We start from the raw sequence: 16,373 nt of genomic DNA on the forward strand, positions 1-16,373 counted from the left end.
AACAAGAATATGGCATATGTTCCAGTGCCGAAAGATTTTTCAAAAATAAAGACAAAATTAGCATTGAATTTAACTAAAAGACAAATTATATGTTTTTCTCTGGCAGGAATTTGTGGTGTTCCGGTCTATTTGCTGACAAAAGCAGGACTGGGAACAGATGTGGCAGCAACGCTTATGATCATAGTGATGCTGCCATTTTTCTTTTTTGCAATGTATGAAAAGGATGGATTTCCAGCAGAGAAAATATTGCTTCACATTATCCGGCAGAAATTTTTAAGACCTGGAATCAGGGTCTATCGTTCCCAAAACTTATATGACCGGATTATAGAGTACGATAAATTAGAGAAAGAGGGTGCATGGCTTGAGAAAAAGGCAAAAGAAGCCAGGGAAGCGAGAAATCCGTTCCATTTCCTTAAAAAAGCAGACCGAAAAAAATAAGAAACAGAAAACCGGACTTACGAAAGAGGAAAAAAAGCGTCTGAAAGAACTTCGGATGATAAAAGCGGAGAATCAGAAGAAGAGGAAGCCTTTTACAGCGCAGGATACGATTCCATATAAGGAAATATATAAGGATGGTATCTGTAGGACAGATGACAACTATTATTCAAAAATGGTGCAGTTCTACGATATAAATTACCAGTTAGCGCAGAATGATGATAAAGCGGCTATTTTTGAGAACTATTGTGAGTTCCTGAATTCATTTGACAGCTCTGTTGAGGTACAAATTACATTTCTTAATCAACAGGTGAATTTTGATGAGTATGCAAAAAATATTGATATTCCAGAGCAGGATGACTGTTTCAATGATATTCGGAAAGAATATTCGGATATGTTGAAAATGCAGCTTTCCAAAGGAAATAATGGGCTTGTAAAAACAAAATATATTACATTTTCCATTAAGGCGGATAATCTGCGAAATGCAAAATCCAGGCTGGAGAGAATTGAAGCCAGTGTATTGAATAATTTTAAGGTGATGGGAGCCATGGCAGAGCCTTTAAATGGGGTAGAACGTCTGAAAATTCTGCATGATGTGATGAATATGGACACAAAAGAATCTTTCCATTTCCATTATGGGATGGTTGCAAAAACAGGTCTGCAGACAAAAGACTTTATTGCACCTACCGGATTTGATTTTCGCAATGACAGCTATTTTAGGATGGGACAGACTTTTGGATGCGTGTCATATTTACAGATTACATCACCAGAACTTACGGATAAATTGCTGGCAGATCTGCTGGATCTGGAAGAGAATCTTATCATCAATATGCACCTGCGTCCAATTGATCCCAAGGCAGCTATTAAAAGCCTGAAAAGTACGCTGTCAAATATTCAGAAAATGAAAATTGAAGAACAGAAGAAAGCGGTCAGAAGCGGATATGATATGGATATTATTCCAACGGACATTTCTACATACGGAGAGGATGTGGAGGGATTGCTCAATGAAATCCAGTCCAGGAATGAGAAACTTTTTGAACTTACTTTTTTGCTGATGAATACAGCGGACAATAAGAGAAAACTGGACAATATTGTGTATCAGACTGCAGGAATCGCCCAGAAATATAATTGCAATATACGGAGACTTCAATATCAGCAGGAACAGGGACTTGTGGCATCACTGCCACTGGGAATGAACCGGACTGGAATACAGAGAATTATGACTACGACTTCTACAGCAATCTTTGTTCCGTTTACCACACAGGAACTTTTCCAAGGCGGTGAAGCTCTTTACTATGGCTTAAATGCACTGTCAAACAATCTCATTATGGTGGATCGGAAACGATTGAAAACACCTAACGGCCTGATTTTGGGTACTCCTGGTTCCGGTAAGAGTTTTGCAACGAAAAGAGAAATTCTCAATGTTTTCCTGATTACAGACGATGACATTATTATCTGTGACCCGGAGGGAGAATATTTTCCGCTGGTAAATGCCTTAAATGGTGAAGTTATTAAAATCAGTGCAAAAAGTAATGATTACATCAATCCTATGGAAGTGAACCTGGATGTTATTTATCATCCGGAGAAATACAGGATTAATGGCGATGTGGAGGATATTGATACCATTATTGCTGATAAAGCAGAGTTTATCACATCTTTCTGCGAGGTCATTATGAAGAAACCTCAAAATGCAGAATTAAATGGTGATGAGGTTTCCATGATTGACCTGTGTGTAAAAGACATTTATAAAAAATATCTTTACAATGATCCAAAACCGGAAAATATGCCGACTTTGCAGGATTTCTATGAACGTCTGAACTTTTATGCACCAGATAAACCAGCAGCACAGAACATTGCCAACAGTCTGCAGTTGTATGTAACAGGATCGCAGAATGTATTTAACCATCGAAGTAATGTCGATACGCAGAACAGAGTGGTATGCTTTGATATCCGGGAACTTGGAACCACACTACGAAAAGCAGGGATGTTGATTGTCCAGCATATGGTTTGGACAAGAGTATCACAGAACCGCAGTCGCAGGAAATCAACCCGTTATTATGTGGATGAATTTCACCTTTTGCTGAACCAGCCACAGACTGCTAATTATTCTATTGAAATGTGGAAGAGATTTCGTAAGTGGGGTGGAATCATTACAGGAATCAGCCAGAATGTAACAGATTTTCTTGGCTCTCTGGCAGTAGAAAGTATTGTGGGAAACAGTGATTTTATCCTGATGTTAAATCAGCACAGTGGGGATCAGAAGATCCTTGCGGAGAAATTGAATATTTCCAAGCATCAGATTTCTTTTGTAAATAACAGTAATGCAGGAGAAGGGCTGCTTTTTTACGGAAATGTAATCATACCTTTTGCAGACAGATATCCGCAGGATACCAGAACCTATGCTTTGATGAGTACTAAACCGGATGAGATTCAGACTTAACGGACAAAAAAGCAGAGGTGAGGTACATTGGGAAAACAAAAATATACGGCGAAAGAGAAGAAAGTCAGCCGTATGACCAGAAATGGTCTGGTTGAGGAAAATCTTGCAACAAAGGAGACCAGAAAAGTTACAAACAGCGATCAGGAGTTGTCTTATAAACAGAAAGATGTAGAACAGGCATTTATTACTTCTGAAAAGAAGAAAAACTCTCATAAAAAAGTTGAAAAGAAACAATTTTCCGAAAAAGTTCAGGAGGGAAATCCTGCCAAAAAAGAAGAGGCTGCAAACAGTCCTCCGGGAAAACGAAAAACACAGGGACGGTACAGATACCGGGACAAGCCTGCAGGTGTATCTGTGGATTCAGCGGTAGAAATACGTGAGCGCAAAGAAAAACACAGGAGCCAGTATCAGCGACAGAAAAAGAAACAGCAGAGACTGCAGTTTGGAAAACTGGAGACAGATGGAAGTCTGAAGAAAGAAAAGAAAACTTCGGCTGAAACAGATGGAGGACATTTTCAGGCAGAGAAGAATGATGTTTCTACAAACCGAAAAAAAGGAAAGCAGAAATATAGCCGAAAAACAATAAAAACTTATCAGGAAGTGGATAAGGCTGCAAGAAAACAGGAAGCTGAGAGGCAGAACAAAATTCCGAAAGATTCTGTTTATACCAAGAAAACAAATGAGGAACAGAAAGCAAAGGTAAAGTACCATTTATATTTCGACAAAAAAACAGGGAAAACGGATGGTAAAAAGAAAACCTTGTCTTCTGTTCCAAAGAAAGCATTAAAAAATGCAGTATATCAGAAAGCAGGCGAAGACGAAGAGGAAAACAGTGCTGTAGATGCAGCACATAAGCTGGTGCGTTCAGGTGAGTGGATATTACAGGAACATAGCAGTAGAAATATCAGGAAGAACCGCAGTCAGATACATAAAGAAAACCGTTTAGAGCAAAGAGCCTGGAAGAGTGCATCCAGGTATCAATATCAGAAATATCTGGAAGAACATCCAGAGATGCAGAAAAAGCTGATCAGAAAATTAATACAGAAGCAGAGGATTAAGCGAGAGTATCAGATGGCATACCGGGCTGGGAAGATTGCAAAAGAAACAAAAGACACCTCAATCCGGTCAGTAAATCTTGCTACTAAAATTGCAAGAAAGGCACAGGAAGTATTTGTAAGAAATGTAACTACTCTGATCTCAATGGGGTTGTTATTGATTTTGCTTCTTTCCGTAATGACAGGATTTGCTTCCTGTTCGGCTATGTTTTCTAATGGAATTTCTACGGTAATCGCTTCCAGTTACATTGCGGATCCGGACGAAATTGAAAAAGCAGAGTTGTATTATACGCAGTTGGAAGCCAGTCTTCAACAGAAAATAAACCAGATGGAAGCCCGGTATCCAGGAAAAGATGAATACAGATATAACATTGGTGAAATCGGCCATGATCCCCATACATTGATCAGTTATCTGACTGCCAGGTATGGGGATTTTAAGTTTGATGAGATAAAAGGAGAACTGGAAACAATTTTTTCTTTACAGTACGGAATCACCGTAGAGGAAAAAAGTGAAACCCGGCAGGAAACATCTACAATACAGGTAGGGCAGTCATTGGGAAATGTTGTGACCAGTGGATACTGTAACTGTCCTATCTGCTGTGGCGTGTGGAGTGGAGGACCAACTGCTTCAGGGGCAATGCCACAGGCTAATCATACGCTTGCGGTTGATGCTGCAAACCCATTTCTTCCAATGGGGACGAAAGTAGTGATGAATGGGATTGAGTACACCGTAGAAGATACTGGAAACTTTGCCCAGTATGGTGTCCAGTTTGATGTTTATTATGATAATCACGCAGTAGCTGAGGCACATGGTCATCAGACCTGGGAATGTTTTCTGGCAGAGGGCAATCAGAACTCTGTGGAAGTTACCCGTACAGTAACTGCAGATGTACTGAATGTTTCTGTTCAGGCAAAACCGCTTAGAAGTGTTATTCTGTCCAGAATGGAAGAGGATGAGCAGGAAATTTATGAAGAGGTCTATTCCAACAGAGGAAATTTACAGACATATAAAACTCCGGTTGAGTTAAACTGGTATGCCTATATCAGTACCTATTATGGGTATTCTGTAAACAATGGAACCGGGCAGACACAACTTCACAGAGGTGTGACGGTTAATGTACGACAGGGAACAGAAGTGAAGTCAGCGATGAATGGTTTTGTTGTAGATGTAGGATATAGCGGAACTTTTGGAAATTATGTAGTTACGCAGGATAAAAAAGGTGTGCAGATTAAATACGCTTATCTGCAGAGCATTTCGGTAGCAAATGGTCATGAAGTAACAACAGATACTGTAATTGGTACAACGGGAAGTACAGGAAGTGCAACCGGAAGCCAGTTATATTTGGAACTGGTCAAAGATGGGGAATATTATAATCCTGTTTTTTATATCAGTACCGGAGATAGCGGGCTGTATGGTGGAGGCGGCAGTTATGATGATGAGACTGTGCGGAGATTATTTGCGGAAGCAGACAAATATCTTGGTATGCCGTATGTATGGGGCGGTTCCAGCCCGGAGACTTCTTTTGACTGTTCTGGTTTTGTAAGCTATGTGTTTACCAATTCGGGTGTCTGCAATATGGGAAGACTTACTGCACAGGGAATTTATGACATTTGTATGCCTGTATCACCAGAAGAAGCAAGGCCAGGAGATATTATCTTTTTCACTGGGACGTATGATGCGGGAGAGCCGGTTACCCACGTAGGAATTTATGCCGGAGATGGACAGATGATCCATTGTGGAAATCCAATTCAGTATACGTCCATTAATTCTGCATACTGGCAGTCTCATTTTTATGCTTTTGGCAGGCCATAAGGAGGGGCGTATTTGAACATTGAACGAATAAAAGAAGAACTTGCAAGAACCTACGTTAAGATTGAAAAGCTACAGAAAAAAGCAAGGGATCTGGAAGAACAGAAGAAACAGGCAGAGGATATGGAGTATCTAAAAATTATCCGAAGCAATGGAGTTTCCGCAGAGGAACTTCAGTTGATGATTGATATCAGCAAGGAGGAACAAAAAAAGATATTGGAAACCAGAGAAAAGGAGCAGACAGAAAATGAAGAAATTTCATAAAAGAGCAGCTGTATTTTTAACCGCAGCTACGTTAGCAGGACTTCCGGCAGGAGCTTTCTTTTATAGTTCGCCCGGAAGTCTGACTGTATGGGCAGATAATGTAGAAGTGGAATCATCAGAAGAAAGCAGCCCGGAAGATGTTGATTTTTCAGATGGATCAGAAGTTGAAATTCATGCAGATCCAGTGGAACAGGCACAGGAAGATGCAGGAAATGATGTGACGGAAACACCGGAAGTAGGGATTACCTTTACAGAACCCGAAGGCTGGCAGACAGATACGGCAACCGTAAAAATTCAAGTGGAAGATACAAAGAATACAGGTGCTTTTTCTATTGCAAAAGTAGAAGCAAGACTTTCAGAAAATGGAGGATGGTCAGACATAACCGGAAATATGGAAGTATCCATCTCTTCTAATTGTAGTGTTTATGTGAGAGTTACCGATCAGAATGGAAATACTTATGAGCAGAATCGTTACATAGAGTGTTTTGATAAAACCAAACCAACTATTATTGCGGCTGCGAAGAACGGGATACTGATCGTGCAGGGAGTTGATGCGGAATCGGGAATTGCTACTTTGTATGTCAATGGAAATGAATTCACAGAACTGACGAATAATACATTAAATGTCCGTTTGCAAAAAGCGGATACTTCCTATGAATACTTTACCCTGCAGGCAAAAGACAAAGCAGGAAATATGTCAGAAATCTATAAAGTAGGAAACCCTTATTATGAAAATCCAGATGCAGTAAAAGAGAATACAGAGGTTTCTGGAACGGAGCAGAATGCAGCTTCTTTGCCAGTCGATGGAACTGCAAGTAAGCCCACCAGTGCTACGGCAACCGTAACGGAACATCAGACAACGAACGAGACTGCTACTGCACCAACAGAACCAGAAAACACAGGAAATGAAATGGATACAGAAGCAGATACCGGACGGGTGCAGGGAGAAAGTTCTGCTTCCGGCATGACAACAGGAACAGTTCAGGACAAAGGGGGAAAGGAATTTTATACGATCAAGACAAAAAGTGATAAGGTTTTTTATCTGATCGTAGATAAGGATAAAACGGATGAAAATGTTTATCTTCTTACAGAGGTAGGCGAAAATGATCTGTTGAACTTTACGGATACCAACATGACCACACTTCCACAGAACCAGGCTATTGCAGAATCCGCACTGCCACTTGAAACAGAGAAGCTCACAGAGACACCGGAACCAGAAGTTACGATCATACCGGAAGAAAAGGAAGAACCTGAGAAGAAAAGCAATAATTCCGGCACGATTTTATTAATGCTGCTGGTTCTGGCAGGAGTTTGTGGTGCTTACTATTATTGGAAATTTATGAAAGGAAGAAATACTTCTTTTGATTATGAAGAGGACGAGGACGACGATGAGGAGGAAGATACAATTCGTGAGGATGATGAAGAATTAGAAGAATATGAAATGGAAGGTGAAGTAGAAGACGAAGAATCAGAGGAATAACTTTGTTTCACTTAATTACAGCGACAGGTGCAGAAAGGAGATAGAAAATTGCAGCTTGTAATTGCGGAAAAACCCAGCGTAGCCAGAAACATTGCGAAGGTGCTTCATGCCACAAACGTAAAAGATGGCTATCTGGAAGGAAAAGAGTATCTGGTTTCCTGGTGTATTGGGCATTTGATTGAACTGGCCAGTGCAGATCAGTACCGGTACGACTGGAAAGCATGGAAATATGAAACACTTCCCATGATTCCGGAGAATTGGAAATATCAGATTAAAGAAAGTACCAAAGGGCAGTTTCGGGTTTTAAAGGAACTGCTTCACAGAGCAGATATCACAGAAGTTATATGTGCAACAGATGCAGGAAGAGAAGGGGAGTTGATTTTCCGTCTGGTATATAACCAGGCAGAATGTAAACTTCCCTTTAAAAGACTGTGGATTTCTTCCATGGAGGAAAAAGCAATTCTGGAAGGATTTCAGCAGCTGAAAGATGGACATGAATATGATGATCTTTATTATTCTGCAGTGGCGCGAAGTGAAGCAGACTGGCTGGTAGGAATTAATGCCACCAGACTGTTTACGGTACTGTATCACCATCGGTTGATTGTAGGTCGGGTGCAGACACCTACACTTGCAATGCTGGTGGAACGGGAAAAGAGCATCGAGAACTTCCAGAAAGAGAAGTATTATCTGGTTCATCTTCTGATGGATGGATTGGATGCTGTAAGCAACCGGATAAAAGAGAAAAGTGCTGCCGTTCAGATGATGGAGGACATGAAGGATGAAACTGCACAGATTCTTTCAGTAAAGAAAGAGAAGAAAAAGGTACAGCCGCCGAAATTATATGATTTGACCACATTACAGAGGGAAGCAAATCGTCTTCTTGGATTTACGGCACAGCAAACCTTGGACTATACCCAAAGCCTTTATGAGAAGAAACTGGTGACGTATCCAAGGACGGATAGCCAATATCTTACAGATGATATGGAAGAAAATGCTCTTCTGGTTGTCGGGGCAGTAAATAGTATGTTTCCTGAAATGTCAATAAAGGGTTCAGAACCAGATATAAAGAGACTTTTGAACAGTAAAAAGGTATCAGATCATCATGCAATTATACCAACGGTAGAAATTACAAACATGGATTTAAAAGCACTTCCGGGTGGAGAAAAGGAAATTCTCATGCTGATTGCATCAAAGTTATTATGTGCATCGGAACAGGAATACATATATGAGAGTATTAAGACTGAAATTTCCTGTCATGGAGAACTATTTACTGCATCTGGAAAGAATGTTCTCCAATATGGATGGAAAGAAGTGGAAGAACGGTTCTTTAAATCATATGGGAAAAATGCAGAAAATCCAGAAGAGGAGGAAAGTGATTTTCCAGATATAAAAATGGGACAGGTATTTGAAAGTGTTGTTGTAAAATTTAGTGAACATTTTACAGCACCGCCGAAGCATTATACGGAGGATACACTTCTTAGTGCCATGGAACACGCTGGTAGCTCGGAAATGACAGAAGACGCAGAGAGAAAAGGTCTTGGGACTCCGGCTACCAGGGCGGCGATTATTGAGAAGCTGGTCGAGAAAGGTTTTATTGAGCGTAAAAAGAAGCAGATATTACCGACAACAGATGGAAGAAATCTGATCAGGATTCTTCCGGAAATGATCAAATCGCCAAAACTTACAGCAGAATGGGAAAATGATCTGACACTGATCGCCAAAGGTCAGAAAAATGCAGAAGAGTTTCTTTACGGAATTGAAAAAATGGTTACCAAACTGGTAAGTGATAATGGAGAGCCAGTGGAAGAATACCAGAAACTATTTTCGGATGATCGAAAAGAGATTGGAAAATGCCCAAGATGTGGCAATAAGGTTTATGTGGGAAATAGAAATTATTATTGCTCAGGAAGTGATTGCAATTTCACGTTATGGAAAAATAACCGATTTTTTGAAAGCCAGGGAAAAACTCTTGATGAAGCAACTGTCAGGAAGCTGCTGAGTGAGAAGCAGGTGCATTTCAAAGATCTGGTATCAGAGAAAACAAAAAGAAAGTATGAAGCAACTATAAAGATGGAGGTTTCAGAAACTGGAAATCCAAAGTTTCAGTTGATTTTCCCGGAACGGAAGAAAGGAAAAAAGAATGAAGAATAAAAAGAATATGAGAAGATTTTTGTCGGGATTCCTGGCAATGCTTACAGTATTATCCACAATTTTATCACCAATGCTGTCTTATGCGGCAGATGTGGTACCAGCACCAGAAGAGCCACCGTTATATGAAGAAATAAAAAATGAACTGGATGCGGATGAGGTGGTAAAAGCAAAAGATCTGGAACTGGAAACAGGCAGCATTTTTGAAGTGGAGAAAGACTTTACCGGACTGGAAATACCAGATGAAAAAAAGGTAAAGATCACTTTCCATGAGGCAAAAAATGAGGAAAAACAGGACTTTACAACAGATTACGAAGATACATACAAAGCTGTTTATTATGTAGAGCCAGTAAGCGGGCATCCAATTTATCAGATTTATCGTAAGCTGATTGTAAAGGAAGCTGCGGTACAGGTTGCTGAATCTGAGAATCAGGAATCTGTAAGCAATCAGGAAAATGAGAATGAAGCAGAAGACGAGGAGCCAGCCATAGGCTCTGCAGAGAGTGAAGAACCTGTGCAGGATAAGGTAAATGCAGAAATTCCGTCAGAGGATGAAATTTATGAAGAAGTAACTCCGACAGAAATTCCTGTTGAGGAAGAGCCAATAGACACATTAATCCCGGAAAACCCGTCTGAGGAAGTTTCAACAGAAGAACCAGCCATAGATAATCCGGATACAGACAGCACATTTGAAGAAATTACAGATACAGATCCGGAAGAAATGCCAGAAGCGACAGACGACTCTTTTACAGACGGAACAGAGAAAATAGAAGATGCAGATGGAAATTATCAGGTAAATATTGTTCGGGGAGAGGAATTTCATATTGAGCTGAACCATGAAGATGGACAGTATCAGCCAGGAGAAACCGTTGTATTTTCCGGAGATATGCCGCAAGGCAGCTTAATTGCAGTAGGAACAACAAAAGTACAAGCAAACCAGACAGAGAATACAGAAGATTTATTATATTCAGAGGTGACTTATCACGAAGAATCGGATAAATTCAGTTTTGAAATGCCAGCAGATGACATTGATCTAAGTGTTTCCACGGATCAGGCAGAGAACGGTATCATGTTACTTGCAGCCGATACTCCATGGGATGATGCAACAAATATTGAAGCAAATAAATATTACTATTATTCAGATGGCCAGCTTCATCCGTTTGATACAGTTATGGGACAGGGTGGAAATGACAGCTACAAATATGTTCGTTACAAAGCAGGCGGAAAGACTTATACAGTAAATGCGTATTGTATGCAGCACTCCATGCAGTCACCTCCAAGTGGGACAACATATAAAAATATGGTTGAACTGGATGAGGGCGGTGATGATAAATATTTGAGAAAAGCCTTATTCTATGGATATGGCGGTCCAGGATGGGGACATACATTCAATGGATATAATGTAAAATCCATTATGGAAAAATATGGATGCAGTTCTGAGACAAGAGCCATGCAGCATTACCTGGTTGACTATTTATATGATGGCGAATCTGGATTTGGAGGTGCGCTTTCTACAACCGCTAAAAATATGCTGAAAGAGATTAAAGCAGCTCTTGCTAAAATGCCTGATCCGACAGCAATGAAACTTCTTCCAGGACTTTCCGTTAATGCAACGGGAAAGGAAACCGAAAGTTTTACCTGGAAGGCAAATGAAGCATTTACCATTACGATTCATCTGGAGAACGGAGTAAGCCTTGTTAATGAAACCACAGGAAAAACGGCATCTGGAAATGTCACTGTAAAGGGTGGAGAGAAATTCCATCTTGTAGCTACAACAGCCAATATGGGTAGCCTGAAAGGAAAGTATGCGATTACATCTAATTTCCCTTTGGATTTCCATGCAATGCTCTTAAAATTGGAGAGTTCACAGGACATTGGTTTTGGCTACTATACGGATTCCTCTGACCTGCAGATTACAGTTGACTGGCCGGAAGAAGCAGTTATTGAAATTACAAAGAAAGATGGAGATACTGGAAAAAATCTAGCTGGAGCCGTGTATGGGGTATATAGTGATAACGCCTGCACAAAGCTGATTGCTAAAATGCCGCCAACAGACAGCAATGGTTCTTCACGTGTAACTCTTACCAAGACACAGGATACTGTTTACTTAAAAGAGATTACAGCACCGGAAGGTTATGTTGTCCAGGCTTCTTCGTATGGAGTGAAATTAGTAGTTGGCAGTACAACCAAACAGACTGTAACGGACAAAGAGCAGAAAGGAAATCTGACCGTTTATAAAGAGGGAGAAGTTTTTGTAGGAGCTGTATCTGATGAAAATGGAACTTCATTCCAGTATGAGAAACGCCGTCAGAAAGGAGCCGTTTATAACGTATATGCTGCCGAGGATATTGTAACAGCAGGTGGAAAAACAGTTTACAAAAAAGGCGCAGAAGTAGCGAAAAATCTGATCACAGGTGAGAACGGTTCTGTAACGGTAAAGAATCTTCCGCTTGGAAGCTATAATGTAACAGAAGCACAGGCTCCGGAAAATTTTTATAATGCAAAAGAAACAAAAAAAGTAACCATTTCTTATGCAGGGCAGACTGCAGAAGCGGCTTTCTCAGAGACTACCTTTACAAATGACCGTCAGAAAGCAGTGGTGCAGGTGATAAAGAAAGACAAAGATACTGAAAATACACTATCCGGAGGGCATTTTGCTCTGTTTGCAGCGCAGGATATGAAAACTGTGGATGGAAAAGTAGCAGTAAAAAAAGATGCTCTGATTGAGACTGCAATTACTGGTACTGATGGAAAAGCAGCATTTAAAGCAGATCTTCCAGTGGGATTTTCTTATTATGTAAAAGAAGTCCAGGCTCCGGCTGGTTATGTCAGAAATGAGAAAGATACTTATTCTTTCCAGTTCAGTTATACCAATGATGAACAGGCAAAAATTTCTTTCAGTCATACTTTTGTGAATGACAGGGTCAGTGCTGCAATCTCTTTGAATAAAAAAGATGCCGAGACAAAAGATAATAAGGCACAGGGAGATGCTTCCCTGGAAAATGCGGTGTATGGACTTTATGCAAGAAACGACATTACCCATCCAGATGGAAAGACAGGCGTTATTTATAAAGCCGGAAGCCAGATTGGTACGCTAACTACCGATAAAGAAGGAAAAGCAAGGATAGAGAATCTTTATCTTGGAGAGTATTACATCAAGGAAATTACCCCATCCGTAGGATATCTGGCAGACGAGCATGAATATGATCTTGTATGCAGTGATGAAGGTGATCTGACAGCGGTTGTAGAAAAAGAGTGTACCTCACTGGAAACGGTGAAGAAACAGCCGTTTGAACTTATTAAAGCTGCCAATAATGGAGACACAGATGCTGCATTACTATCCGGAGCTGGATTTAGTGCATATCTGGTATCTTCTTTGGTGGTAAAAGAGGATGGAAATTATGATTTTTCCTCTGCAGAGCCGGTTGTGATCGGTGAAAATGGAGCAACGGAAATTTTTACAAATGAGAAAGGCTATGTAAAATCCATTGCAATTCCATATGGAACATATCTGGTGAGAGAAACTACAACACCCCATAATTACAAACCTGTAGATGATTTTATTGTCCGGATTACAGAGAATAAACCAACAGAGCCGCAGACATGGAGAGTTCTTTTGGATAAAGAATTTTCTGCAAAACTGAAAATCATTAAACAGGATGACGAGACTAAAAAATCAGTTTTAATTCCGGGAACAGAGTTTAAAATTTATGATCTGGATCATGAAAAATATGTAGAGCAGGTAACTACATACCCGACAACCGTTACACATACCTCTTATTTCACAGATATAGACGGATATCTGATCTTGCCGCAGAATTTAAAAATCGGTCATTATAGAATCGAAGAGGTAACAGCACCGGACGGTTATACCATTAACAAAAATTATGTCGAAATACAGGTGGACACCAATACCCTGTATCAGACTGATCCGGTATCAGGTGATGTAATCATTGAAGTTGTATATGAGAATCATCCGGTGAAAGGAAAACTCACTGTACAGAAAAAAGGAGAGGTTCTTTCGACCTATAAGAATGATTTTAAGTATGAAGTTCAGAATCTTTCCGGTGCAGTATATGAAGTGTATGCTGCAGAGGATATTTATACAGCTGATTTCCAGAAAGATGACACAGGAAAAAGAATCCTGGAATATGCAAAGGGTGCAAAAGTTGCAGAACTGACAACGGATGAATCCGGAAAAGCAGATCTTGATAATCTGCCTTTAGGAGAATACAAAGTGATAGAAAAGACTGCACCAGAGGGATTTGTATTAAATAAAGAAGAACAGAAGATTTCTTTCGTCTATGCAGACCAGGATACACCAGTGATCTCACAGAGTGCAGAGTTTATAAATGACCGCCAGAAAGTAGAAGTGTCAGTTGTGAAAAAAGATGCTGAAAATGAGAAAGGGCTTTCTGGAGCAGAGTTTGGTCTTTACGCAAAAGAGGATATAAAAGCAGGGGATAAGGTACTGGTAAAAGCAGACGAACTGCTTACAAAAGCGGTAACAGGTGAAGATGGAAAAGCTGTTTTTGAGCAGGATCTGCCATTTGGAACTTATTATATAAAAGAACTGGCAGCACCAGATGGTTTTGTATCTTCTGATGAGCAGATTGAGGTGACTGCGAAATATCAGGGACAGGAAGTAAAAACAGTAAAACTGGAAACTGTTTTTAGGAATGCGCCGACAACAACTGAATTTACGAAATCAGATATTACAACAGGTGTGGAACTTGACGGAGCAACACTGACGATTTTGGATTCAGACGGAAAAGAAGTAGAAAAATGGACTTCTGTAAAAGGAAAAGCTCATGTAATAAAAAGACTCCATGTGGGAAAAACCTACACACTTCGGGAAGAGTTTGCACCATATGGTTATCTGCAGGCGGAGGAAGTGAAATTTACAGTTTCTGATACTGCAGATGTTCAAAAAGTAGAAATGAAGGATGCTGTTCCGGTTGGACGAATCATCATCAATAAAAAAGGTGAATTTGTCAAGGAAGTTACCTGGAAAGATATGCTGGCAGGCGGCATGGACGCAGCATTTGGCTATGTTACAGGTTCTTTGAAAGATGTTACTTTTGAAATTTATGCAGCGGAGGATATCAAGGCTGCAGATGGGGAAAGCAGTGATTATTATAAAAAGGACGAATTGGTAGCAACAATTACGACAGATGCTCTTGGATATGCAAGATCAGAAGATCTTCCTTTAGGCAAATATTATGTAAAGGAAAAAGAGACGGCGGATGGATATGTTCTGGATGGAGAAATCAGAGAGGTTGATCTGACTTATCGTGATCAGAATACTCCGGTTGTGACTTATGATGAGGACTGGCAGAATAACCGCCAGAAAGCAAAAGTAACTGTAGTTAAGAAAGAAAAAAATACAGACCGTGTTCTGGAAGGCGGAGTATTTGCACTTTATACAAAGAATGATATTTTAAATGCAGAAGGCGAAGTAATCCTGAAAGCAGATACCATGATCGAGCAGAAAGCTACGGATCAGGATGGAAGGATTGTATTTACGGCAGATCTTCCAATCAATGGCAACTACTATGTAAAAGAAGTGCAGGCTCCTGCTGGATTTGTGACAACAGAAGAAATCAAGGAATTTGATTTTGCTTATGCGGGAGAAGAGGTTGCAGAAGTATCCTTTGAGTTCACTTATGAAGATGAGCCAACTACTTTTGAAATCACAAAATCAGATATTACAACCGGGGAAGAATTACCAGGTGCAAAACTGAAAGTATCCGATTCAGAGGGAAACGTTGTGGATGAGTGGACATCCGGAAGCACACCACACATCATTAAGGAACTGGAAGTTGGAAAGAAATATACATTAACAGAGACAATTCCTGCTGATGGCTATGCAACTGCAGAATCCATTACGTTTGTAGTAGAAAATACTGCAGATATACAGAAAGTAGAAATGCAGGACGATACAACAAAAATTCTGATCAGTAAGGTGGATATGACAGATGGAAGCAGCGAGGTCAAAGGTGCGAAGCTGTATATCCTTAATGAAAACCAGGAAGTTATGGAAAGCTGGACGTCTGGTGATCAGCACCATTATGTGGAGAAACTTCCAATCGGTACTTATACATTATTGGAGGAAACAGCACCGAAGGGTTACATTGTGGCAAATAAAGTGACATTTGAGATTAAGGACACCGGAGATATTCAGGGAACCAAAATGGAAGATGAACAGGCAATGGGCAAGGTGATCTTAAATAAAACAGATAAAGATACCAAGAAGCCAATGAAAGGTGTAGAATTTGCCCTTTGTGACAGTAAAGGTAAAGTTCTGGAAACTCTGGTAACAGACAGTGCCGGCCATGCAGAATCAAAGAATTATCCGATTGCGACTTTTAAGAATGGGCAGTATAAAAAAGCAATCACATATATCCTGAAAGAAACAAAAACACTGGATGGCTATCAGCTTGATGAAACCGAGCATAAGATTCAGTTTGAATATGTCAATGACCGTACTCCTGTGATTGAATATACTCTAGATCTGACAAATAAGAAAGCTCCGGAAAAAGACACTCCGGAAACATCAGAAAACCAGGGAGTCAGCACTCCTGGTTCCCATGGTTCTGATGCGACTTCTGTATCCAATTCACCAAAAACAGGAGATAATACAAATATTGCTATTTTTGTGCTGGCACTTGCAGTATCAGCAGGATGTCTGGGAACTGTAGTGACAGTTAAGAGAAAACGCAAATGATAATATAAATAGTG

The 16,373-nt window shown here is 40.2% G+C and carries 7 protein-coding genes; all 7 read left to right on the forward strand.

The genetic code is table 11. The features are described 5' to 3' along the window. Nucleotides 1-9 precede the first annotated feature (9 nt). Genes EYS05_RS13365 through EYS05_RS13395 form a run of 7 tightly spaced genes read left to right on the forward strand, consistent with a single transcriptional unit; the run spans nucleotide 10 to nucleotide 16,359 of the window. Entirely contained in the window at nucleotides 10-438 is a 429-nt protein-coding gene (locus EYS05_RS13365; RefSeq protein ID WP_005426563.1) for a PrgI family protein, read from the forward strand. Between the two features lie 55 nt (nucleotides 439-493). Continuing rightward, nucleotides 494-2,875 (forward strand): VirB4-like conjugal transfer ATPase, CD1110 family, encoded by a 2,382-nt coding sequence (locus EYS05_RS13370; RefSeq protein WP_138277733.1) that lies wholly within the window; start codon nucleotides 494-496, stop codon nucleotides 2,873-2,875. A gap of 27 nt (nucleotides 2,876-2,902) precedes the next feature. After that, nucleotides 2,903-5,743, forward strand: a complete 2,841-nt coding sequence (locus EYS05_RS13375) for a CD1108 family mobile element protein (protein ID WP_243119108.1) — start codon at nucleotides 2,903-2,905, stop codon at nucleotides 5,741-5,743. 12 nt (nucleotides 5,744-5,755) lie between these two features. Beyond that, a complete protein-coding gene (locus EYS05_RS13380) occupies nucleotides 5,756-6,004 on the forward strand; it encodes a DUF4315 family protein (protein WP_021652602.1) in 249 nt (82 codons plus the stop codon). After that, on the forward strand, nucleotides 5,988-7,484 hold the full coding sequence (locus EYS05_RS13385) for a CD1107 family mobile element protein (protein WP_138277348.1): 1,497 nt from the start codon (nucleotides 5,988-5,990) through the stop codon (nucleotides 7,482-7,484). Before EYS05_RS13380 ends, EYS05_RS13385 begins: the two co-directional genes overlap by 17 nt. Nucleotides 7,485-7,532: 48 nt before the next feature. Beyond that, the gene (locus EYS05_RS13390) at nucleotides 7,533-9,635 is read left to right on the forward strand and encodes a DNA topoisomerase 3 (RefSeq protein ID WP_118511755.1); all 2,103 of its coding nucleotides are present in this window, start codon (nucleotides 7,533-7,535) and stop codon (nucleotides 9,633-9,635) included. After that, complete coding sequence (locus EYS05_RS13395; RefSeq protein ID WP_138277349.1) at nucleotides 9,625-16,359, forward strand: SpaA isopeptide-forming pilin-related protein; 6,735 nt, start codon at nucleotides 9,625-9,627, stop codon at nucleotides 16,357-16,359. Before EYS05_RS13390 ends, EYS05_RS13395 begins: the two co-directional genes overlap by 11 nt. Nucleotides 16,360-16,373: the final 14 nt, after the last annotated feature.

Origin of the sequence: Blautia sp. SC05B48 (assembly GCF_005848555.1) — a bacterium.
Classification (GTDB): domain Bacteria; phylum Bacillota; class Clostridia; order Lachnospirales; family Lachnospiraceae; genus Blautia_A.